This window comes from Pantoea sp. SYBGC1 (assembly GCF_057197005.1).
In genome coordinates this window covers 535,714-557,063 of the sequence record NZ_JBXUNM010000001.1, presented here as the reverse complement: position 1 = coordinate 557,063, position 21,350 = coordinate 535,714, and the positions used below count along the sequence as shown (strand labels likewise).

General features: G+C 57.0%; 20 protein-coding genes. 8 read left to right on the top strand and 12 right to left on the bottom strand.

What is annotated here, in order from left to right:
• The first annotated feature begins 64 nt into the window (after positions 1-64).
• The 3 genes from AC2CF9_RS02585 (at position 65) to ynaL (ending at position 3,157) form a co-directional block, all read left to right on the top strand.
• Complete coding sequence (locus AC2CF9_RS02585; RefSeq protein WP_484556438.1) at positions 65-1,684, top strand: peptide ABC transporter substrate-binding protein; 1,620 nt, start codon at positions 65-67, stop codon at positions 1,682-1,684.
• Between the two features lie 95 nt (positions 1,685-1,779).
• Positions 1,780-2,763 (top strand): zinc transporter ZntB, encoded by a 984-nt coding sequence (zntB, locus tag AC2CF9_RS02580; protein WP_039384477.1) that lies wholly within the window; start codon positions 1,780-1,782, stop codon positions 2,761-2,763.
• Between the two features lie 247 nt (positions 2,764-3,010).
• Positions 3,011-3,157, top strand: a complete 147-nt coding sequence (ynaL, locus tag AC2CF9_RS02575; RefSeq protein ID WP_166713867.1) for a proline-rich small protein YnaL — start codon at positions 3,011-3,013, stop codon at positions 3,155-3,157.
• Between the two features lie 47 nt (positions 3,158-3,204).
• Here ynaL and ttcA read toward each other — a convergent pair whose 3' ends face one another.
• Positions 3,205-4,140: a tRNA 2-thiocytidine(32) synthetase TtcA gene (ttcA, locus tag AC2CF9_RS02570; protein ID WP_150016191.1), complete on the bottom strand. Its 936-nt coding sequence runs from the start codon at positions 4,138-4,140 to the stop codon at positions 3,205-3,207.
• A 179-nt stretch (positions 4,141-4,319) separates the two neighbouring features.
• On the bottom strand, positions 4,320-4,976 hold the full coding sequence (locus AC2CF9_RS02565) for an MgtC/SapB family protein (RefSeq protein ID WP_150016190.1): 657 nt from the start codon (positions 4,974-4,976) through the stop codon (positions 4,320-4,322).
• Positions 4,977-5,165: 189 nt separating this feature from the next.
• On the opposite strand from AC2CF9_RS02565, the gene AC2CF9_RS02560 reads away from it, so the two are divergent.
• Positions 5,166-5,438, top strand: a complete 273-nt coding sequence (locus AC2CF9_RS02560) for a putative hemolysin (protein WP_039384475.1) — start codon at positions 5,166-5,168, stop codon at positions 5,436-5,438.
• Between the two features lie 15 nt (positions 5,439-5,453).
• On the opposite strand, the gene AC2CF9_RS02555 is transcribed toward AC2CF9_RS02560, so the two are convergent.
• Positions 5,454-6,446 (bottom strand): 2-hydroxyacid dehydrogenase, encoded by a 993-nt coding sequence (locus AC2CF9_RS02555; RefSeq protein WP_150016189.1) that lies wholly within the window; start codon positions 6,444-6,446, stop codon positions 5,454-5,456.
• 164 nt (positions 6,447-6,610) lie between these two features.
• On the opposite strand from AC2CF9_RS02555, the gene AC2CF9_RS02550 reads away from it, so the two are divergent.
• Genes AC2CF9_RS02550 through AC2CF9_RS02540 form a run of 3 tightly spaced genes read left to right on the top strand, consistent with a single transcriptional unit; the run spans position 6,611 to position 9,737 of the window.
• Positions 6,611-9,223 carry a YdbH family protein gene (locus tag AC2CF9_RS02550; RefSeq protein ID WP_484556198.1) on the top strand — a complete coding sequence of 871 codons (2,613 nt, stop codon included), beginning with the start codon at positions 6,611-6,613 and terminating at the stop codon, positions 9,221-9,223.
• A gap of 2 nt (positions 9,224-9,225) precedes the next feature.
• Positions 9,226-9,411, top strand: coding sequence for a YnbE family lipoprotein (locus AC2CF9_RS02545; RefSeq protein ID WP_094110958.1), 186 nt, complete (start codon positions 9,226-9,228; stop codon positions 9,409-9,411).
• A complete protein-coding gene (locus tag AC2CF9_RS02540; RefSeq protein WP_150016186.1) occupies positions 9,411-9,737 on the top strand; it encodes a YdbL family probable chaperone protein in 327 nt (108 codons plus the stop codon). The genes AC2CF9_RS02545 and AC2CF9_RS02540 overlap by 1 nt, the downstream gene beginning before the upstream one ends.
• Positions 9,738-9,807: 70 nt before the next feature.
• Here AC2CF9_RS02540 and AC2CF9_RS02535 read toward each other — a convergent pair whose 3' ends face one another.
• From AC2CF9_RS02535 to AC2CF9_RS02525, 3 genes are all read right to left on the bottom strand, one after another.
• The gene (locus AC2CF9_RS02535) at positions 9,808-10,950 is read right to left on the bottom strand and encodes a hypothetical protein (protein ID WP_484556197.1); all 1,143 of its coding nucleotides are present in this window, start codon (positions 10,948-10,950) and stop codon (positions 9,808-9,810) included.
• 343 nt (positions 10,951-11,293) lie between these two features.
• The gene (gene azoR / locus AC2CF9_RS02530) at positions 11,294-11,893 is read right to left on the bottom strand and encodes an FMN-dependent NADH-azoreductase (RefSeq protein ID WP_094110923.1); all 600 of its coding nucleotides are present in this window, start codon (positions 11,891-11,893) and stop codon (positions 11,294-11,296) included.
• Between the two features lie 16 nt (positions 11,894-11,909).
• Entirely contained in the window at positions 11,910-12,158 is a 249-nt protein-coding gene (locus AC2CF9_RS02525; RefSeq protein ID WP_484556196.1) for a hypothetical protein, read from the bottom strand.
• Between AC2CF9_RS02525 and hrpA the strand changes: the two genes are divergently transcribed.
• Positions 12,145-16,041: an ATP-dependent RNA helicase HrpA gene (gene hrpA / locus AC2CF9_RS02520; RefSeq protein ID WP_484556195.1), complete on the top strand. Its 3,897-nt coding sequence runs from the start codon at positions 12,145-12,147 to the stop codon at positions 16,039-16,041. The genes AC2CF9_RS02525 and hrpA overlap by 14 nt on opposite strands.
• 43 nt (positions 16,042-16,084) lie before the next feature.
• On the opposite strand, the gene AC2CF9_RS02515 is transcribed toward hrpA, so the two are convergent.
• From AC2CF9_RS02515 to rstA, 6 genes are all read right to left on the bottom strand, one after another.
• Positions 16,085-16,891, bottom strand: coding sequence for a trypsin-like serine peptidase (locus tag AC2CF9_RS02515; RefSeq protein WP_484556194.1), 807 nt, complete (start codon positions 16,889-16,891; stop codon positions 16,085-16,087).
• A 116-nt stretch (positions 16,892-17,007) separates the two neighbouring features.
• Positions 17,008-17,088, bottom strand: coding sequence for a small membrane protein YdgU (gene ydgU / locus AC2CF9_RS02510; RefSeq protein WP_459213502.1), 81 nt, complete (start codon positions 17,086-17,088; stop codon positions 17,008-17,010).
• A 73-nt stretch (positions 17,089-17,161) separates the two neighbouring features.
• Positions 17,162-17,584, bottom strand: a complete 423-nt coding sequence (gene asr / locus AC2CF9_RS02505; protein ID WP_039384462.1) for an acid resistance repetitive basic protein Asr — start codon at positions 17,582-17,584, stop codon at positions 17,162-17,164.
• Positions 17,585-17,742: 158 nt separating this feature from the next.
• Entirely contained in the window at positions 17,743-19,227 is a 1,485-nt protein-coding gene (locus tag AC2CF9_RS02500; protein ID WP_484556193.1) for a carboxypeptidase M32, read from the bottom strand.
• A gap of 12 nt (positions 19,228-19,239) precedes the next feature.
• Positions 19,240-20,550 carry a two-component system sensor histidine kinase RstB gene (gene rstB, locus AC2CF9_RS02495; RefSeq protein ID WP_484556192.1) on the bottom strand — a complete coding sequence of 437 codons (1,311 nt, stop codon included), beginning with the start codon at positions 20,548-20,550 and terminating at the stop codon, positions 19,240-19,242.
• Entirely contained in the window at positions 20,550-21,272 is a 723-nt protein-coding gene (gene rstA, locus AC2CF9_RS02490; protein ID WP_039384454.1) for a two-component system response regulator RstA, read from the bottom strand. The genes rstB and rstA overlap by 1 nt, the downstream gene beginning before the upstream one ends.
• Positions 21,273-21,350: the final 78 nt, after the last annotated feature.

Below are 21,350 nucleotides of genomic sequence, written 5' to 3'. Positions count from 1 at the left end.
GTTGCCGGAGTTGCTGGCGACATTACCCACTTCAGGTCGCCCTTTTTTCTGCTAAGGAGTGATGATGAAGCCTCTGTTTTCCCTCACGGCGCTGGCGCTGATCGTCAGCAGCACGTTTTTCCCGGCTACTGCTGCTGAGATACCAGCGGGCGCGCAGCTCGCCAGCCAGCAGACAATTGTTCGCCACATCAAAGATGAACCCGCCTCGCTTGATCCCATGAAAGCCGTGGGATTGCCGGAAATTCAGGTCATGCGCGACCTGTTTGAAGGCCTTACCAGTCAGGATGCAAACGGCCAGATTGTGCCCGGTGTCGCTGAGAGCTGGAGCAGTAATGACAATAAAATCTGGCTGTTTACCCTGCGCAAAGATGCGCGCTGGTCAGATGGCAGCCCGGTCACCGCGCAGGATTTTGTCTATAGCTGGCAGCGACTGGTTGATCCAAAAAACAGTTCGCCTTTTGCCTGGTTTGCGGCGCTGAGCGGCATTGAAAATGCGGAAGCGATTACCAAAGGCAGCATGAGTCCGGATAAACTGGGCGTAACGGCCACCGATGCCACTCACCTCAAAGTGACGCTGTCACGACCGGTGCCGTGGCTGCCAGCCATGATGGCTAACGCCGCGCTGTTTCCCGTGCCGCAAAAAATTGTTCAGGCTGAAGGTGACGCGTGGACCGCACCGGGCAAGCTGGTGGGAAATGGCGCCTATCAGTTACAAACGCGGGTGGTAAACGAAAAGATTGTCCTGGTGCGCAATAAACATTACTGGGACGACAAGCATTCAGTGCTGACGCAGGTGACCTTTCTGCCCATCAATGAGGAGTCCAGCGCCACCAAGCGCTACCGCGCCGAGGATATCGATATCACCGAATCATTCCCGAAAAATATGTTTGCGCTACTGAAAAAGAGCCTGCCAGGTGAGGTCTATACCCCTGACCAGCTCGGGACCTACTACTACGCCTTTAATACGCAGAAAGGGCCAACGGCTGATGTGCGCGTGCGTAAAGCGCTTTCGTGGAGTATCGATCGCCGCATTATTGCAGAGAAGGTGCTGGGCACCGGCGAGAAGCCGGCGTGGCATTTCACTCCCGATGTGACGGCCGGTTTTACGCCACAGCAGAGCTATCTGCAGCAGCATAGCCAGCAGGAGCTGAATGCGCAGGCGAAAGCGCTGCTCGCAGCTGCGGGCTACGGTCCGGCTAAGCCGCTGCATCTGACGCTGCTCTATAACACCTCAGAGAGCCACCAGAAAATTGCTATCGCCGTCGCCTCGATGTGGAAAAAGAATCTGGGTGCAGAGGTTACGCTGCAAAATCAGGAGTGGAAAACCTATATCGACAGCCGCAACAGCGGAAATTTTGATGTGATCCGCGCCTCGTGGGTGGGTGATTATAACGAACCCTCAACCTTTCTCAGTCTGCTGACGGCCAGCCATAGCGGGAATATTGCGCGTTTCAACAGCGCGGAGTATGACGCACTACTGGCGAAAGCGAGTACCGAAACCAGTGTGCAGGCGCGCAACGCAGATTATAACAAAGCGGAGCAGATCATTGCCGATCAGGCACCCATTGCACCGCTCTATCAATATACAAACGGCCGCCTGATAAAACCGTGGGTAAAAGGGTATCCCATCACTAATCCGGAAGATGTGGCTTACAGCCGCGAATTATGGATTGAAAAGCACTGAGTACCTTGCGTCACGTTTGCATACACCGGCGTGATTGCAACTGAAAGGCGCGGCGCTAGACTGTAGCCTGTTGATTAAGAGCGTGGAGTGGGGACGTGAACGTTATTGAAGGGAAAGCATTACAGGTATCAGATGCGATTATTGCCTGTCAGTTTGATGGCAAAGGTGGCGTTATCGCCATTAAAGATGACGACATCATCCACTGCGAGCGCCACTGCTGGCTGCATCTTAATTACGCACAGCGCCAGAGCGCGGAGTGGCTGCAGAATACGCCGCTGATCCCTGATGCCGTGCGCGATGCGCTGGCAGGCGACAGTATGCGGCCGCGCGTCACGCGGCTTGGCGACGGGTTTATGATTGTGTTACGCAGCGTGAACCATAACGCCGACTCGCGTCCCGATCAGCTGGTGGCGATGCGCGTATTCATTAATGACAAACTGATCGTCTCTACGCGCCGCCGCAAAGTTAACGCGATAGATGAAGTGCTCAACGAGCTGCAGCATGGCAATGGCCCGGCAGACGGTGGCAGCTGGCTGGTGGACGTCTGCGACGCGCTGACCGATCACGCCAGCGAATTTATTGAAGATATGCACGACAAGATTATTGAGCTGGAAGATGCGCTAATGGATCAGCAGGTGCCGGCCAGAGGCGAGCTGGCGCTGCTGCGCAAGCAGCTGATCGTTATGCGCCGCTATATGGCACCACAGCGCGATGTCTATGCGCGACTGGCCAGCGAGAAACTCCCGTGGATGAGTGACGACGATCGGCGACGCATGCAGGACGTGGCGGATCGTCTGGGGCGCGGCCTGGACGATCTCAACGCCGGCGTGGCGCGCACCGGCATTCTCGCTGACGAGGTCGCCTCGCTGCTGGCGGAGTCGATGAACCGCCGGACGTATACTATGTCACTGATGGCGATGATTTTCCTGCCAGCGACCTTTCTCACCGGACTGTTTGGCGTCAACCTCGGTGGCATTCCGGGCGGTAACTGGCAGCACGGTTTTCTGCTGTTTTGTCTGATCCTGCTGCTGATGGTCGGCGGCGTGGCGGTATGGCTGAAAAAACGCAAATGGCTGTAGCAAACGCGGGAAAAGCTGATCGATATCAACTCATCCTGCGGAAAATCGCGGCACACTCTCTTTCGCAGGTGAATGCAACGTCAAGCGATGGGCGTTGTACTCCATATTGTCTTACTTCCTGTTTGCGAATTACTGCATAGCACAGTTAATTCCTCTGACACCGGCCCCAGGGCCGGTTTTTTTTTATGCTGGCTTGTTCAGCAAAGCTTTCCTACGCTTAAAGTACGTTCCGCAACAGGAGAAAGCGATGCAAGCTATCCACGCCAGTGAGCCGATCCCAACCGACCCGGTACCGATTCCGGAGCCTGTTCCGCAGCCGCAGCCCATTCCGGAGCCGGAGCCGCCGCACGATCCCGATGTGCCACCCATCAGCGATCCGCCGCCGCATCAATAAAAAAAGGCGCGTGCCTCGGGGCCGCGCCTTTCTGGTTCTCAGCAGAACTACTTTATCTCTAATACATCCAGCCGCAGCTCTGCGGTTGCTGCTGCATCCTCATCCGGCTGCCAGCCCGCGGGCTGCACCGGCAGCGTCTCGCGATCGAAGCCAATATCACCACCATCAACCACTTCATCGCCATGGCGGATGCCTTTGAAATCGAACAGGCTGATATCCGCCATATGCGAAGGCACAATGTTCTGCATGGCGCTGAACATGGTTTCAATGCGGCCCGGAAAACGTTTATCCCAGTCGCGCAGCATATCGGCCACCACCTGACGCTGCAGGTTGGGCTGTGAACCGCACAGGTTGCAGGGGATGATCGGGTACTGGCGCGCTTCAGCAAAGCGGATAATATCCTTTTCACGACAGTAGGCGAGAGGGCGGATAACAATATGTTTGCCGTCATCACTCATCAGCTTGGGCGGCATGCCTTTCATTTTGCCGCCGTAGAACATATTGAGAAACAGCGTCTGCAGGATATCGTCGCGATGATGGCCGAGCGCAATTTTAGTACAGCCCAGCTCGCTGGCAGTGCGATAGAGAATACCGCGACGCAGACGCGAACAGAGTGAGCAGGTGGTTTTGCCTTCCGGGATCTTCTCTTTAACAATAGAGTAAGTATCTTCGGTGACAATTTTATACTCCACGCCCAGTGTCTCAAGATAAGCGGGCAGAATATGCGCCGGGAAGCCGGGCTGCTTCTGATCGAGATTGACCGCCACCAGCGAAAAATTCACCGGCGCGCTCTGCTGCAGGCTGCGCAGGATCTCCAGCATGGTGTAGCTGTCTTTACCGCCTGAGAGACAGACCATGATGCGGTCGCCTTCTTCAATCATGTTGAAGTCAGCAATCGCTTCGCCGACGTTGCGGCGCAGGCGCTTCTGCAGTTTGTTAAAGTTGTATTGCTCTTTTTTTGTTACGTCTTGATTTTCTGACATTATTTTCACGCTTGAGAGTGCCGGCGAACAGAACAGGCGGCTGAAACCCGCATTAGCGGTCATAAACCTGTAGTTATGGATGCGTATGGTACGGATTGCGCGCGCGAATACCAGCCTCGCGTGAACGCTTTTAATCTGTTGCCGCATCCGTGGCTAATAATTTTGCCCGGTCTGCGCCTCTATACCATCTCCAGCGACTGTACTCCTTTAATGTCCATGACCTTCTCATAAAGGGTGTGGCGCGGTGCCCGGCGGGAGAGGGTGACTTCTACGCTGAGTTCACACAGGCCGCTCTCTTCGTCACGGTTGACCACCGCGATATGCCCGTAGCGGATCCCTTCACGCTGCAGCACCAGTAACACCAGCGGGACGCTTTTGGCTTTCAGATGCACGATCAGCGTATGGTGGCGGCCAATCAGCCAGTGGCTGAGGCGGCGAAAAACCTCCAGCACCACCAGCGCCAGTAGCGTGCCATAAATGCCAATTTCATACATGCCGCTACCGATAACCAGGCCGATGGCGGCGGTAACCCACAGACCCGCTGCGGTAGTCAGGCCTTTTACAATCTGCTTCTGAATAATGATGGTCCCGGCCCCGAGAAAGCCCATCCCGCTGACGACCTGCGCCGCGATGCGGCTGGGATCAAGACCCACATGGTCGCTGCTGAGCATATCGGCAAAGCCATATTTTGACACCAGCATAAACAGGGCGCTGCCGATCCCCACCAGAATATGGGTACGCAGACCCGCCTCTTTTGCCCGCATCTGACGCTCAAGTCCGATAAGCCCGCCGAGAACGCCGGCCAGCGCGATGCGTAACAGCATATCGGTTAACATAATTTCCCCTGAGCAATTGAAATAACGGATTATTTTAGAAGATAACCGGCAAAAATCTTCTCTTCAGGATAATTCTGCTTGCAATGAAAGGTCTGAAATTTTGTAAAAAGCTATGTCCGCACTCGATTCGCAGCGGAGGCTGTCATATGCTGTGAACACTTTTCGTCCCCTGTCCCCGGAGTCCGACTAATGAAAGCTGCCTCTTTACTGCTGGCTGGTGCAGCACTGCTGCTCTCCGCCTGCAGCAGTACCCCTGATAACGAACCGCCGCAGCAGGCGACCGCGGCTCACGTCCAGCCGCACGTGGTGATGTCCGCGATGGCAGAAAGCAGCTGCAGCGGGGCCGGGGGCACGCTGGCATTTTCCCGCCAGCTGGATGGTTCACGTATCGGCATGTGTCAGCTGTCAAATGGCCGCCGCTGCGATGAACAGGCGCTGATGGGTGGCACCTGCGCCCGCTGATGCGGGCGCACTATTTCAGGGCTTAACCCGGTTCGGGCACGCCTCGTCCTGATCGAGCTGCTGCAGATTGCTCAGCGTGGTTTCTGAGATGGCGGTCAGGGCTTCTGCGGTCAGAAACGCCTGATGTCCGGTAAACAGCACGTTGTGGCAGGCAGAGAGGCGGCGGAAAATGTCGTCCTGTATGACGTCGTTCGATTTGTCCTCAAAAAACAGGTCGCGTTCATTTTCATAGACGTCCATTCCCAGCGAACCAATCTTCTGCTGTTTCAGCGCTTCAATCGCCGCCTGCGAATCGATCAGGCCGCCGCGGCTGGTATTGATGATCATCACGCCATCTTTCATTTCGCTGAACGCCTGTGCGTTGAGCAGATGATGATTTTCCGGCGTCATCGGGCAGTGCAGCGTAATCACATCCGAGCGGGCAAACAGCGTTTTCAGATCGACATATTCTGCACCCAGCTCAAGCGCAGCGTCGCTCGGGTAGGGATCATAGGCCAGCAGCTTCATGCCAAAGCCTTTCAGGATGCGCAGCGTAGCCACGCCGATTTTTCCCGTACCGACCACGCCTGCGGTTTTATTATGCATGTTGAAGCCGGTCAGGCCATCGAGCGAAAAGTTTGCGTCACGGGTGCGCTGATAAGCACGATGAATGCGGCGATTCAGCGCCATCATCATACCCACCGTGTGTTCCGCCACCGCTTCCGGGGAGTAGGCGGGCACGCGTACTACCTCCAGGCCCAGCTCAGCAGCCGCCTGCAGATCGACGTTATTGAATCCGGCACAGCGCAGAGCAATATACTTAATGCCCAATGCCGCCAGCTCCTCCAGCACCGCTCTGCCGCCGTCGTCATTTACGAAAATACAGACCGCGTCACAGCCGGCGGCATTTTTTGCCGTATCCTCGCTGAGCAGGAAGTCAAAAAACACCAGCTCAAATCCAAAACGGGCGTTGACCTGCTCTAAATATTTCTGGTCATAGTGCTTGGTGCTGTAAACCGCAACTTTCATTGTTTCGCTCCTGAAAAATGCCATGTCGGTATCATCAAAGGATAACGGTTTCTGCGCGACTTTGCTTTTCTTCACGCAGCAGACCAGGCTAACACCTTCATTTGCGAATGATTACGTGCCATCATTTCGGCAGGAAAATATAAACAACAGGATAGTTACCCGCCATGACGCGTGGCCTTCGCCGACTACTTGCCGCCATACTGGCGCTGATTCTGCTGCTGCTGGGCCTGCTGCTGACGCTGACGCAGTGGCTGCCACGGCTGGCCGGCATCTGGCTGCCGGATGAAACGCGCATCGAAATCACGGGCAGGCCGGGCTGGCAGCAGGGTGCAGTGACGCTGCCGCAGCTGCGTTACCTGACGGGCAGCTGTACGCTGGCTGAGGTTGAACAGGTGGCGCTGGGGCGCTCACAGCAGCGCTGGCAGCTTAGCGCGCAGCGCGTCACGCTTAACAGCGCCTGCTGGCAGTCGCTGCCATCGCAGCCAGCTTCCGCCGTACCGCGTACGCTGGCCGACTGGCAGCAGCGCCTGCCGGGAGCCGATGTGCATATCGGCAGGCTGGCCGTTCTGCCGTGGCAGCACTATGCCGGTGAACTTGATCTCACGCTTGCACCGGAACAGCAGCAGCTGCGCTATCGCGGCGATAATCTCAGCCTGAGCGGGCGCCTGCAGGGCCAGACGCTGACGGTAGACGCTTTTAAGTTACAACATCCTTTTTTGACACAACCACTAGCGCTGCATGGCAGCGTGACGCTGCCTGCATTTGCGGATGGCTTGCCAGTGACCGGTTCACTGCAGAGTGAGCTGCGCGTGGCTCAGTGGCCGCAGCCGCTGACGCTGGATCTGCAGTGGCAGCAGCAGCAGGGTAAGTTAATCGTTCAGGAGCAGGGCGATAAGACACCGCTGCTTGAGCTGCCGTGGCAGAGCGACCGCGACACGTTTCAGATCGCCGGCGGGCGCTGGCACTGGCCTTTAGCCGGTCAGATGCTGTCAGGCGGCGTGGGGCTGAGGCTGACCGGATGGCAGCAGGGAATGGACAACCTGCGCGTGCAGGGACGGCTGAATCTGCTGACGCAGGGGCGCGGCGGGAAAGGTAATGTAGTACTGAGCGTCGGGCCGGGACCGCTGCGCATAACAGATAACGTGCTGCCGCTGCGCATTACCGGCGAGAGTAAATTTGCCGGGCTGCAGCTCTATGGCAGCCTGCCCGGCGAGCTGCGCGGCGCCCTCAGCGCGCCGACGCTGACGTTCCAGCCGGGTGCACTGCTGCGCCTGCGCGGTCAGCTGCTGGATCTCCCGGAAGTGGATGAAGCGCGCTGGCCGCTGGCGGGCGTTTCGCTCTCAGCGCAGGGCATTGATGGCCGGCTGCAGGCGATTCTGACGGCGCATAAGCGCGACTATGGTCACTTTACGCTGCATCTGGATGGCCGCGCGGCCGCGTTCTGGCCAGACAGCGGCAGCTGGCGCTGGCGCTACTGGGGCGACGGCAAACTGCAGCCGTTTAATGCAGAGTGGGATGTTACAGGTACCGGCAGCTGGCTGGATCAGCGCATTACGCTGGATACGCTCAATACCGGCCTGAATCAGCTGGCGTGGGGGCCAGTGCAGATTGATCGGCCGCGTATCCGGCTCACTGCACCGCTGAACTGGCAGCGGGATAGCACGCAGCCCGGTTTTACAGGCAGTTTTCGTCTTGATGCAGGGCAAACGCACTTCAGCTACGGCGGCTGGCTGCCGCCTGCAGGGCTGACGTTTGATGTAAAAGGGCGCGATCCGGCACGGTTTTTATGGCGTGGTGAACTGCGCGCTGAAGATATCGGCCCGCTGCGCGTGCACGGGCGCTGGGATGGTGAGCGGCTGCGCGGTGAGGCCTGGTGGCCGGCACAGTCGCTGCGTGTGTTCCAGCCACTGCTCAATAACGACTTAAAAATGCGTATCCGCAGCGGTGAGCTGCGGGCGCAGGTTGCGTTTTCAGCCGGAGCCCGCCAGGAATTTCAGGCAGGCGGCTTCTTTGCGGTTCAGCAGGGCAGCCTGCTGCTGCCGGACAGTGACATCAACGGCATCGACTTTGCGCTGCCGTTTCGCTATCGCGCTCAGCAGTGGCAGCTGGGGCGGCGCGGACCGGTTTCGCTGCGTATCCGCGAGGTTAACAATCAGTTTGCGCTGCAGAATATCACGGCCGATCTGCAGGGTTACTATCCCTGGCAGGAGAGAGAGCCGCTTACCCTGAGTAACGTGACGCTCGATTTGCTGGGCGGGCACGTCAGTATGCCGGCGCTGCGCATGCCGCAGCGCGAAGCGGCCAGGATTTCGCTGCGCCAGATCGATCTCAGCCGGCTGGTGACGGCACTTAAGCCCAAACAGTTTGCCATGTCGGGTAAGGTGAACGGCGAGCTGCCGCTCTGGCTCAGTAATCCGCAGTGGCTGATCAGAAATGGCTGGATCGCTAACAGCGGGCCGCTCACGTTTCGGCTGGATAAGGATACGGCAGACGCGATTGTAAAAGACAATGTCGCCGCCGGGGCGGCGCTGAGCTGGCTGCGTTATCTGGAGATTTCACGCTCCTGGGCCACACTCGATCTGGATAATACCGGTAAACTGGTGATGCAGTCGCAGGTCACCGGCGTCAGCCAGTTCAGTAACCGGCGCCAGACAATCAATCTCAACTATCGTCATCAGGAGAATCTGTTCCAGCTATGGCGCAGCCTGCGCTTTGGCGATAATTTACAATCCTGGGTGGAGCAGAACGCCACCCTGCCATCAAAGAGGGATCCCTGATGATGAGGTTAAGAGGTGCGCTGCTGGCAGGCAGCATTATGCTGGCAGGATGCGTACCGCGGATTGAAGTGGCCGCTCCCGACGCGCCGATTACGATAAATATGAATGTGAAAATTGAGCATGAGATCCACATCAAGGTGGATAAGGATGTTGAGGCGCTGCTGCAGAATCAGAGCGGGCTGTTCTGATGGTTCGCAACCGAACAATACGCGCTGTTGCGCTGCTGGCTTTGCTGGCCGGTCCGGCGCACGCGCTGACGCTGGATGAGGCGCGGCAGCAGGGTCGGGTCGGGGAAACGCTGAGCGGCTATCTTGCTGCCCGGCAGCAGGATGAGGTCACGCTGGCGCTGGTGAGTCGTATCAATGAGGGCCGCCGGATGGCGTACCAGCGCATTGCCGGGCAAAACAGGCTTACAACCAGCGACGTCGCGCGGATTGCCGGAGAGAAGCTGGTGAACCGGGCCAGCGCAGGGGAATATGTGCGCGGCATCAACGGCCAGTGGCTGCGGAAGTAACCGGTGGCGGGAGGCTCAGGGCTTTCCCGCCACCGGGTGTGGCTTACCAGGGATATGCTGCTGTCAGACATTACGCTGCACTGCTGGTGCGTAAGCCTGCCAGCGCTGGCTGCCCTTCAAGCAGCGCGGCACGCATTTCGTTTCGGTCGAAGCTGTGGCGTGTACCATAAATATTTCTTTTGTCATTATGTATATCATTAAACAGTTTTAAATAGGCACTGTTAATCATCTCTTGTGCGCTTGTCCGCACTGAATTAGCGCGCTGACGTCCTCCGATACTCTGCGAAGAGCGGCGCAAAACGGTAGTGCCATCAAATGCTGTACGAATTTCTTGTCCTATTTTTTCCAGTCTTTGTTGTGAGGTTTCTGTCAGAAAACCTATGTTCAACGTGATTTCATTTTTGCCTGTCAGGATAAAAGTTCTGGAGCTGGCACCTGAAGTGGCTGCATATTTATTAGCTTGCTCGCAAAGCTTTTCCATGTCAATTTCTAAATTATTATGCTTCAAGCTATTAATTATTTCTTTTATCTCATTCAGCATTATGGATTTTTTTTCTGTGTTGTAAATGTCAAGAGCCTTAAGGGGATTGTTATCATAAGCTTGAGCAATATCTTTAAAAGTATCATAACTATTTTGCCTATTCCGGAAAGTATTTACGTCGCGCATCATCCTTTCATGCTGATGTAATCTTGCTGTCTCTGTAGATGAAGAGAAATAGCGCTGTATTGATGACCATATCTGCGTAAACTGATGCTTAATTTGGGTCAGCAATGAGGGCGCGTCCTTATGTCCGGCTGTACTTTTTGCCTGAACGGTTACAGGATCAGGTTTTGCTTCTGCGTGAGAAGATGCTGATACACTCTGGCGGGCGATAGAGATATCCTGTACCCCCGCAGCTGGCGCCGCTACAGTCGTCGCTATAACCCGTGCAGCGATGGGGCGTGTTGCGGAAGATGATGGCGTGCGGTTGCCTGTACTATGAAGTTTTTCAAAAGCTGATGTCAGTTGCGAAACCTTCCTTTCCGCTTTCAGGGTAGCGATCCCACTTGCAAATTCAGCATTCGGCTTCAGCTGCGCTCTACAATTACCAGTTGCTTTGACAGGCATTTCAAACATTTTAATTTTTTCGCTCACACCCGGGAAATGATTAACGTTTGCAGTTTGTCCGGGCAGAGTATTGCTTACAGGGATATAGCATAACAGTAAGGCCATGTTATTCTCCTTGGGAAAAATATTTAGCATTTGAGGTAAAGGTAAAAATCATTTCCAGCCTCTGTGGCTGGATTTGATTGCGAATTAATCGTGCCACGTTACTGACATAAAAACTTTCGTATTTCGATTTTTATCAGAAGTCTGGCAGTGCTGCGCTTTAATTAAAAAGCGGGTGCGGGTTGTCAGTAAGAGAGTTGAAATCGTAAAGCAGAATGAGAGAGCGATGCGGCAGTGTAAATTAAAAAGGCGGGCAGGGGATGGGAAGCAAAGATATATTGACGTTAAAATAAAAAACCGGGCGCTCAGGCCCGGTAAAAAATAAATCAGCAAATCATTTTTCTAATCAGGCAGAGACGCGCTGTTTAATCGCATCTTTCGCATCAGCGGTCGCTTTGGTCGCCACTTCCGGACCGTAGGCGATCCCTTCGGCAAACACAAACTCAACGTCAGTGATACCGATAAAGCCAAGGAACAGCTTCACATACGGCGTCAGCAGATCGGTTGGGGTATCTTTGTGGATACCGCCACGGCTGCTCAGGATCACCGCACGTTTGCCTTTAACCAGACCTTCCGGACCCGCTTCGGTGTACCGGAAAGTCACGCCCGCGCGGGCAATCAGGTCAAAATAGTTTTTCAGCTGCGTCGGGATGTTGAAATTGTACATCGGTGCCGCAATAACAATGGTGTCATGCGCCTGCAGCTCAGCGATCAGCGCATCGGAGAGCGCCAGCGCCTCCTGCTGACGCGGAGAAAGCGGCGCATCTGAAGGACGCAGAGCACCCACCAGTTCACCATCCAGTACCGGTACCGGATCGGCAGCCAGGTCGCGTACGGTTACGCTGTCGCCGTTGGCGCGCGCTTCTTCAGCGTAAAAGTCAGCCAGCTGGCCTGACTGGGAATAACCGGCAAGGATACTGGACTTAAGAATTAATACGTGGCTCATAATAGGTTCCTGTGGGTTATGTGGCGGGCTTCCCGCTCAATGCGTCATACTCTACGGCGTTCACCGGTAGCGTAAAAGCGTAATAATTCGAGGCCAATGTTCGAATTAATTGAATAAGCCAGCCGGAGCGTCTCAGCCAGCGGGCTGAGAATATGCTATTATGGCGTCCGGTAATTGATTGAATCTGCCGGGAAAGCGTTCCGGCGCCGCGCGTGTTTCCGCCGTGCTGCACTAACAGGTAATCCATCTCTATGTCATCATCCATTGAATCACCTTTAGCTCCACTCTGGGCCCGGCTTAATGCGCTGACGCTGCGCGATCGCCAGCGCCTGCAGCGACGTCTGCAGGGTGCGGCAAAGGTGAAAAACAGCGCCGCACAACAGACCATTGCCGCAGAGCTGGCGGACGAATTCAGCGCTGCCGAACAGCGCATCGCCCGGCGCATGGCGGGCACCCCGCACATCACCTTTCCGGAAAATCTGCCGGTCAGCCAGAAGCAGCAGGCGATTTCAGACGCGATTCGCGATCATCAGGTGGTGATTGTTGCCGGTGAAACCGGATCGGGTAAAACCACCCAGCTGCCGAAAATCTGCCTCGCGCTGGGACGCGGCGTAAAAGGCCTGATCGGGCACACGCAGCCGCGTCGTCTGGCAGCCCGCACCGTGGCGAACCGCATCGCGGAAGAGCTGGAGACCGCGCCGGGAAGTACCATCGGCTATAAAGTCCGTTTTACCGATCAGGTCAGCGACAGCACGCAGGTCAAACTGATGACCGACGGTATCCTGCTGGCGGAGATCCAGCAGGACCGGCTGCTGCTGCAGTACGACACCATCATTATTGATGAGGCGCATGAGCGCAGCCTTAACATCGATTTTCTGCTGGGCTACCTGCGTGAGCTGCTGCCGCGCCGCCCCGATCTCAAAGTAATCATCACCTCCGCCACTATCGATCCGCAGCGCTTCTCGCGTCACTTTAACAACGCGCCGGTTATTGAAGTGTCAGGTCGCACCTACCCGGTAGAGGTGCGCTACCGGCCCATCGCGGAAGAGGCGGACGAGAGCGATCGCGATCAGCTGCAGGCTATTTTTGATGCGGTGGATGAGCTGGGGCAGGAGAGCCGCGGCGATATATTGATCTTTATGAGCGGGGAGCGTGAGATCCGCGATACGGCTGATGCGCTGATGAAGCGTGATTTGCCGCATACCGAGATCCTGCCGCTCTACGCGCGTCTCTCTAACGCGGAGCAGAATCGCGTGTTTCAGTCCCACAGCGGACGGCGCATTGTTCTGGCGACCAACGTAGCAGAGACCTCGCTTACCGTGCCGGGCATCAAATATGTCATCGATCCCGGTACCGCGCGAATCAGCCGCTACAGCTATCGCACCAAGGTGCAGCGCCTGCCGATTGAGCCGGTTTCACAGGCGTCGGCAAACCAGCGTAAAGGGCGCTGCGGCCGCGTGTCGGAAGGGATCTGTATCCGTCTCTACTCCGAGGATGATTTCCTCAGCCGGCCCGCCTTTACCGATCCGGAGATCCTGCGCACCAATCTCGCGTCGGTGATCCTGCAGATGACCGCGCTGGGGCTGGGGGATATTGCGGCGTTCCCGTTTGTGGAAGCGCCTGACAAACGAAATATTCAGGATGGCGTACGGCTGCTGGAAGAGCTGGGCGCCATCACTCTCAATGAAAATGAGCACTACCGGCTGACGCCTTCTGGTCGAACCCTGGCGCAGCTGCCGGTGGATCCGCGGCTGGCGCGGATGGTGCTGGAGGCGCAGCGCTTTGGCTGCGTGCGCGAGGTGATGATCATCGCGGCGGCGCTCTCAATTCAGGACCCGCGCGAGCGGCCGGCTGAGAAGCAGCAGGCGTCGGATGAGAAACATCGCCGCTTTGCTGATAAAGAGTCTGACTTTCTCACTTTTGTTAATCTCTGGAACTATATTCAGGAGCAGCAGAAGGCGCTGTCGGGCAACCAGTTCCGTCGCCAGTGTAAAAGCGACTATCTCAACTATCTGCGCGTGCGCGAATGGCAGGATATCTACACGCAGCTGCGTCAGGTCGTGCGTGAACAGGGGATGCCCGTCAACAGCGAGCCGGCACCTTATCGTGAGGTGCACTGTGCGCTGCTGACCGGCCTGCTGTCGCATATCGGACAGAAAGATGCGGAGAAGCAGGAGTTTACCGGCGCGCGCAACGCCCGCTTTGCCCTATTCCCCGGCTCCGGCCTGTTTAAAAAACCGCCCAAATGGACCGTGGTGGCAGAACTGGTAGAAACCAGCCGCCTGTGGGGCCGGGTGGCGGCACGCATCGATCCGGAGTGGATTGAGCCGCTGGCTCAGCACCTTATCAAGCGCAGCTACAGCGAACCGCACTGGGAGAAAGCGCAGGGCGCGGTGATGGCTACGGAAAAGGTGACGCTCTACGGGCTGCCCATCGTGCCGGCGCGCAAAGTGAATTACAGCCGTATCGATCCGCAGCTGAGCCGCGAGCTGTTTATTCGCCACGCGCTGGTTGAGGGCGACTGGCAGACGCGCCACGCTTTTTTCCGCACCAATCTGAAGCTGCGCAGTGAAGTTGAGGACCTGGAGCATAAATCACGGCGGCGCGACATTCTGGTGGATGACGAAACGCTGTTTGCGTTTTACGATCGCCGTCTGGGCAAAGAGGTGGTCTCTGCCCGTCACTTTGACAGCTGGTGGAAGCAGGCCAGTAAAGAGAATCCGGACCTGCTCAACTTTGACAAGCAGATGCTGATCAAAGAGGGAGCAGATAAGGTCAGCCAGCTCGACTACCCCAATGTCTGGCAGCAGGGCAATCTGAAGCTGCGGCTCACCTATCAGTTTGAGCCAGGCGCCGATGCGGATGGCGTGACCGTCCATATCCCGCTGCCGCTGCTGAACCAGGTGGATGAAGCGGGTTTTGAGTGGCAGATCCCCGGCGTGCGGCGTGAGCTTATCATCGCGCTGATTAAATCGCTGCCCAAACCGCTGCGCCGCAATTTTGTGCCGGCTCCCAATTACGCGGAAGCGTTTCTCGGTCGCGTCCAGCCGCTGGCACAGCCGCTGCTGGATGCGCTGGAGCGTGAGTTCCGGCGCATGTCAGGCGTGACGATTGAGCGTGATGCCTGGCACTGGGATCAGGTGCCCGATCACCTTAAAATGACGTTCCGCATTGTGGATGAGCACAACCGCAAGCTGCAGGAAGGTAAAGATCTGCATCAGCTGAAACAGGCGTTGAAAGGCAAAGTGCAGGAGACGCTGTCGAAGGTTGCCGATGATGGTCTGGAGCAGAGCGGCCTGCACATCTGGAGTTTTGGCGACCTGCCACAGAGTTATGAGCAGAAGCGCGGCAGCTATCAGGTCAAAGCCTGGCCGGCGCTGGTGGATGAAAAAGATAGCGTGGCGATCCGCCTGTTTGACAGTGAAGAGGAGCAGCAGAAGATGATGTGGCGCGGTCAGCGTCGCCTGCTGCTGCTGAACATTCCTTCACCGGTTAAATACCTGCATGAAAAGCTGCCGAATAAAGCCAAGCTCGGGCTCTACTTTAACCCGTATGGCAAAGTACTGGAGCTGATAGACGACTGTATCGCCTGCGGCGTGGATAAGCTGATGGCGGAGGCGGGCGGCCCCGCGTGGCAGCAGCAGAATTTCGAGCAGCTGCGCGATAAAGTGCGGGCGGAGCTGAACGACACCGTGGTGACGATTGCGCAGCAGGTTGAGCAGATCCTGACCTGCGTGTTCAATATCAACAAGTTTCTGAAAGGCCGCGTGGATATGACGCTGGCGCTGGCGCTGGCAGATATCAAACAGCAGATGAGCGGTCTGGTCTATCGCGGATTTGTCACCGGCAACGGTTACGATCGGCTGGGTGATACGCTGCGCTATCTGCAGGGAATTGAGCGCCGTCTGGAGAAGCTGCCCGCCGATCCGCACAGCGATCGCGCCCGTATGCTGAAGGTACAGGCGGTGGAACAGGCGTGGAACGTCTGGCGCAGCAAGCTGCCGCCGCAGCGCCGGGACGATGCTGATGTAGTGGCGATCCGCTGGATGATTGAAGAGCTGCGCATCAGCTACTTTGCTCAGCAGCTGGGTACCCCCTATCCGGTTTCAGATAAGCGGGTGCTGCAGGCGATGGAGCAGCTGAGCTGAATGCATAACGCGCGCAGGCGTGCGTGACCGCACGCCTGCCTGCTTACTCAGCCAGCTCTTCGAGTTTATCTTTAAACGAGGTGACGGCAATGGCCCGGTTGTCAGCGCGATAACGATCGACCGGCGCCGGTGCCGAACTCTGTACGGCGATGAGCTGCCAGCCATCATCTTTTTTCAGCAGCAGCGGGGAGCCGCTGTCGCCAGGCAGCGTGTCGCACTGGTGCGAAAGCACGGCGCGCTGCGCCCAGCCGGTGACTATACAGTCGCTATGCGAATAGAGTGAATCGAGGTGATCGGCCGGATAACCCGCCTGGGTGACTTTGCGTCCGCTCTCTTTGAGCGCGGCGGTGAGATCGCTGCGTGAGCCATCAAACAGCGGGATCGGCACAATACCTGAAGGGGGGTTGTGCAGGATCACCAGACCATAATCGTAAGGCGCGGCGGCAGACGGCACAATCCAGCCCTCGCCATCTGCCTGCAGACGCCGCGCCAGCGACGGCTCAACCCGGGCATCTATATCGTGAATCTCGTAACGCCAGCCTTTTTCACCCGCCATAAAGCGCAGCGCAACCGGTTTATCGAACCGGCCTGGCGGTGTCAGCAGGCAGTGGCCGGCGGTCAGGGCCAGGTGAGCAGAGATCAGCGTGGCGGTGCAGAGGTTGCCGCTTTCCGTCTCCAGCTGGCCAATGGCATCCCAGGGCGCAGCGGCCACGTCGCTTATTGCCTGGCGATGGTCTTTACCAAAAAACAGCGTCTTGATCTCTTCGGGACTCAGCCCGTCTTCATCATCGGCGTGTGCTGTGAGGGTAAAGCTGAAAATACCAATAAATAACAGAATTGCCAGGCGCATAGTTCTCTCGACAGGGAGAATAAAAGGGAGTTTTTGTTATCACGCTTAGGCGATAACTATAGTCGGTGAGCGGTAAAAAAGGGAGAAATATTGGAGTAATCAGCGCGCTACAGCCATCAAATAAAAAAACTGGCTGCGACAATGCCGCAGAGAATCATCACAAAGAGAATAATTTCGAAGCGATAGCGACGCACCATTTTTCGCTACTCCAGTAAATAAACACCCGGCATAACCGGGTGTTTTAAACAACATCGTGGTGTTGGCGCGAACTTATTTCGCTGATTTTTTCATTTTGTGGTGCTTTTTAGCGGCCTGCGCTTTCTGCGCAACTTTAGCGTGATGCTTTTTAGCCGCCTGCGCTTTCTGTGCAGCAGGTTTAGCGGATTTCACGTGGTGCTTTTTGGCAGCCTGCGCTTTCTGTGCAGCGGGCTGAGTTGATTTTTTGTGATGCTTTTTAGCGGCCTGCGCTTTCTGTTCAGCAGGCTTGGTTGCTTTTTTATGATGCTTTTTCGCAGCCTGAGCTTTCTGCGCAGCAGCTTTATGTTTGTGATGCACCATTTTATGTTTAGCTGGCGCAGCAGTAGTAGAGCTGGTGGTGGCAGTTGCCGCCGGAGCAGCGGTTGTCTCAGCAGCAAAAGCAGCAGAAGAGAGACCCATAGCAGCGGCGATTACCAGTGCACATAATTTTTTCATCGCTTAATCCTCGGACTATTTTTTCATATGTAGCCCACTGCGGGGCCGGTGAAAACACTATATGAAAAAGCGATTTCGCTTTCCGTGAGGGATTGGTATCGGCGTGTAACGGATTGTACAAGGCGGGAAAGCGGCGGCCGGTGCGGCCGCCTGCGGGATCAATCGGCGAGGTAGCGCTGCTCGAGGTGCTGACGGAAATAGTCCGGATTCAGCGCTTCACCGGTGGCATTGCGCAGCAGCTGTTCAGTCGGGAAGCGACTGCCGTGCTGCCAGATATTCTGCTGCAGCCAGTCAAATACCGGCTGCAGCTCGCCGTTGAGGATCAGCGTCTCCAGCTGCGGGATCGCGCGCTTCACCGCCTGATAAAGCTGTGCCGCATACATCGCGCCCAGCGTATAGGTCGGGAAATAGCCGAACGCGCCGTCGGTCCAGTGGATATCCTGCATACAGCCATCGCGATAGTTGCCGCGGGTATCAATACCCAGCGACTGCTGCATTTTTTCATCCCACAGCGCCGGAATATCTTCTACCTCAATCTCACCCTCAATCAGCGCTCGTTCAATCTCATAGCGCAGAATAACGTGTGCCGGATAGCTCAGCTCGTCGGCATCGACGCGAATAAAGCCAGGCTTGACGCGCTGCGCCAGACGAATAAAGTTGTGCGTCTCCAGCGCAGGCTGTTCACCCATCAGCGCGACGACCTGCGGCTGAATATGCTGCAAAAAGGCGCTGCTGCGGCCCAGCTGCATCTCCATAAACAGGCTCTGCGACTCATGAATTGCGGTAGAGCGCGCCAGCGCCACCGGCTGACCGCGCCACTGCTGCGGCAGATTCTGTTCGTAGCGCGCGTGCCCGGTCTCATGGATCACACCCATCATGGCGCTGAGAAACTCGCTTTCGTTGTAGCGCGTGGTGATGCGCACGTCGTCCGGCACACCGCCGCAAAAAGGGTGGGCGCTGACATCCAGACGACCATGATTAAAATCGAAGCCGAGCAGCTTCATTATGCTCAGCCCCAGCTGCTTCTGTGACTCCACGGCAAAGGGTCCCAGCGGCTGAAGCGGCGCCTGCGCCTGCTTTGCCACCGCCCGCTGCAGTAAATCAGGCAGCCAGCTTTTCAGCGCGCCAAAAGTGGCGTCAAGCCGGGTGCTGGTCATGCCAGGCTCATACAGATCCAGCAGCGCGTCATAGCGCGACGTCCCGGCCGCCGCGGCGCGCAGCTGCGCCTCTTCCCGGCTCAGCCGGACAACCTCTTTGAGGTTAGCGCTGAAGCCCTGCCAGTCATTCGCCGGGCGCTGCGAACGCCACGCATGCTCGCAGCGGGAGCCCGCCAGCGATTTAGCTTCGACCAGCGCGGCGGGAAGCAGCGTTGCCTGACGCCAGGCGCGCTGCATCTCCGCCACGTTCGCCTGCTCAACGTCGTTCAGCGACTCCTGTTCAGCAGCAGCGAAAAGCCCTGCCAGCGCCGGGGCGGTCAGCAGCTCATGCATAAACACGCTGAGTTCGGCCAGCGCTTCGCCGCGCGCCTGACTGCCGCCGGGCGGCATCGTGGTCTGCATATCAACCCCGGCAATCGCACCGAGGTGACCAAAACGGGAAAGACGCTGAAACGTGCAGGTAAGTTCCTGATAAGCTGATGTCACAGCCAGATCTCCTTAAGCGGGTAAGCGGGGGGGTGTCTCACGCAAGGGTAAATCAACCGGCCAGCAAAAGCGAACGCTGGCGCCGCCGAGCGGCGAGCTCTCAATCATCACCTGACCCTGCAGCGCCTGGGCAATCGAATGGACGATAGCCAGCCCGAGGCCACAGCCGCCGGTCGCGCGATCGCGGCTGGGATCGAGACGGACAAAAGGCTCAAAAACCCGCTGGCGCTCTTCGGCCGGAATGCCGGGACCATCATCCTCTACCTGCAAAATGCCGGTTGTGCCGTCAAACCAGAGGCTGACGCGCAGCCGCTCAGTAGCGTAGCGCAACGCATTATTGACGAGGTTATCCAGCACCCGCTCCATCAGCCGCATGTCGGCGCTGCCGGTATTCTGCAGCTGCGGAATATCCAGCGCGATCTGCGTGTGCGGCTGCATACTCTGTACATCAGCAATATAGAGCCGCAGCCACTGCGCCAGGTCGAACGACTGCAGATGCAGGTCTACCCGCGGACGGTCCAGCCGGGCATAGGTCAGCAGTTCTTCAATCAGACTCTCCAGCTGGCCCACATCGCGATTCAGCGCGGCGGACTCCGCCTCTGTCAGGTTGTCGCTCATCTCCAGCCGGTAGCGCAGGCGCACCAGCGGCGTGCGCAGCTCGTGGGCGATGCCATCAATCAGCTGTTTTTTGCTGGCTACCAGCGTATTGATGTTATCCGCCATCTGGTTAAACGCCACGCCGAGACTGTGCAGGCTGGAGGTGTTTTCAAAATGGGTGCGCACATCCAGCTCACCGCGGCCAAAGCGCTCCGCGGCTTTCTCCAGCCGCTGCATCTCCTGCCAGTGCGGGCGCAGCCAGATGAATACCGGCAGTGCCAGCGACATACCGATAAACGCCACCAGCGCAATATCCAGCAGCCGCATCTGATGCAGATAAAACAGATAGGGGATAGGCCCGACAGAGAGCACGTAGTGGCTGCGGGGAATATGCTGCAGAAAGGTGTATTGATCGTCGAGCGCGACGATTTCGCCGGCGCGCAGGCGCTTCATATCCCTCTCATCAAGCTGGTATTTGCTCATGGGTTCGATATTGAGATCGAAAGAGAGGTCAAGATCGAGACTGCGGATAGTTTTGTTCCAGTCGCGCGGCGGGATCTCGCGCAGCTCGCTGCGCATCAGAAACAGCGAGCTGGCCATCAGGTCATTCATCGACTGCCGGCCAGCCCGCTCGGCGGTGAATTTATATACCAGGCCCACCAGCAGGGTCATCACCAGAAAGCAGACAAACAGCAGCAGGTAGAACTGAATAAAGAGCTTTCTCATCAGCTGCGGGTATCCCAGGCCTGAGGCGCAAACAGATAGCCTTTGTTGCGGATGGTTTTGATGCGAAACGGTTCAGTCGCGCTGTCATAGAGCTTTTTGCGCAGCCGCGAAATAGCCACATCAATACTGCGATCCATGCCGTCATAGCTCACGCCGCGCAGCGTCATCAGCAGCGCGTCGCGATCGAGGATCTCGCCGGCGTGGCTCGCCAGCTGCCACAGCAGATCGAAGTCGGCCGTTGAAAGCGTAATGTTCTCATCAAACAGCAGCACCTGACGGTTCAGCGCATCGATGGTCAGCGAACCAAACCGCAGCACTTTCTGCGACTGCTGCTGCGCCGGCGTGCTCTCCGGCTTGTTGACCACCGCCTGACGCAGATGCAGACGCAGCCGCGCCAGCAGCACGGCAGGGGGCGTGGTCTTGAGAATGTAGTCATTGGCGCCCATTTCAAGCGCGAGAATATGGTTCATATCGCTGTCGAGCGAGGTCAGCAGCACAATGGGACCACTCCAGTGCGCCCGCAGGTCGCGGCAGAGCGTCATGCCATCTTTACCCGGCAGCATAATATCGAGCAGGACCAGATCCGGCTGGACGTTAAGAATCGTCGCCTCGGCGCGATCGCCGCGCGTTTCGACCACCACGTCAATATCATGGCGACCCAGATAGGCAGCGATCAGCTCGCCGACTTCCGGCTCATCTTCAACATAGACAATTTTGTTCATAGGTAAGCGCGCTGAAAAAGAATGGCAGCAGCATAGCTTTTCCTGGTCCTGAGCACTACGCTACCGCACGAAATATCC

Excerpts from the sequence above, each read along its gene's own strand:
- AC2CF9_RS02555 (WP_150016189.1), bottom strand. The coding sequence starts at position 6,446 with ATGAAAGTTGCGGTTTACAGCACCAAGCACTATGACCAGAAATATTTA.
- azoR (WP_094110923.1), bottom strand. The coding sequence starts at position 11,893 with ATGAGCCACGTATTAATTCTTAAGTCCAGTATCCTTGCCGGTTATTCC.
- hrpA (WP_484556195.1), top strand. The coding sequence starts at position 12,145 with ATGTCATCATCCATTGAATCACCTTTAGCTCCACTCTGGGCCCGGCTT.
- rstA (WP_039384454.1), bottom strand. The coding sequence starts at position 21,272 with ATGAACAAAATTGTCTATGTTGAAGATGAGCCGGAAGTCGGCGAGCTG.
- AC2CF9_RS02550 (WP_484556198.1), top strand. The coding sequence starts at position 6,611 with ATGACGCGTGGCCTTCGCCGACTACTTGCCGCCATACTGGCGCTGATT.
- ttcA (WP_150016191.1), bottom strand. The coding sequence starts at position 4,140 with ATGTCAGAAAATCAAGACGTAACAAAAAAAGAGCAATACAACTTTAAC.
- ydgU (WP_459213502.1), bottom strand. The coding sequence starts at position 17,088 with ATGGTGCGTCGCTATCGCTTCGAAATTATTCTCTTTGTGATGATTCTC.
- ynaL (WP_166713867.1), top strand. The coding sequence starts at position 3,011 with ATGCAAGCTATCCACGCCAGTGAGCCGATCCCAACCGACCCGGTACCG.
- AC2CF9_RS02565 (WP_150016190.1), bottom strand. The coding sequence starts at position 4,976 with ATGTTAACCGATATGCTGTTACGCATCGCGCTGGCCGGCGTTCTCGGC.
- AC2CF9_RS02545 (WP_094110958.1), top strand. The coding sequence starts at position 9,226 with ATGAGGTTAAGAGGTGCGCTGCTGGCAGGCAGCATTATGCTGGCAGGA.
- AC2CF9_RS02525 (WP_484556196.1), bottom strand. The coding sequence starts at position 12,158 with ATGGATGATGACATAGAGATGGATTACCTGTTAGTGCAGCACGGCGGA.
- asr (WP_039384462.1), bottom strand. The coding sequence starts at position 17,584 with ATGAAAAAATTATGTGCACTGGTAATCGCCGCTGCTATGGGTCTCTCT.
- AC2CF9_RS02560 (WP_039384475.1), top strand. The coding sequence starts at position 5,166 with ATGAAAGCTGCCTCTTTACTGCTGGCTGGTGCAGCACTGCTGCTCTCC.
- AC2CF9_RS02515 (WP_484556194.1), bottom strand. The coding sequence starts at position 16,891 with ATGCGCCTGGCAATTCTGTTATTTATTGGTATTTTCAGCTTTACCCTC.
- rstB (WP_484556192.1), bottom strand. The coding sequence starts at position 20,550 with ATGAGAAAGCTCTTTATTCAGTTCTACCTGCTGCTGTTTGTCTGCTTT.
- AC2CF9_RS02535 (WP_484556197.1), bottom strand. The coding sequence starts at position 10,950 with ATGGCCTTACTGTTATGCTATATCCCTGTAAGCAATACTCTGCCCGGA.
- AC2CF9_RS02585 (WP_484556438.1), top strand. The coding sequence starts at position 65 with ATGAAGCCTCTGTTTTCCCTCACGGCGCTGGCGCTGATCGTCAGCAGC.
- AC2CF9_RS02540 (WP_150016186.1), top strand. The coding sequence starts at position 9,411 with ATGGTTCGCAACCGAACAATACGCGCTGTTGCGCTGCTGGCTTTGCTG.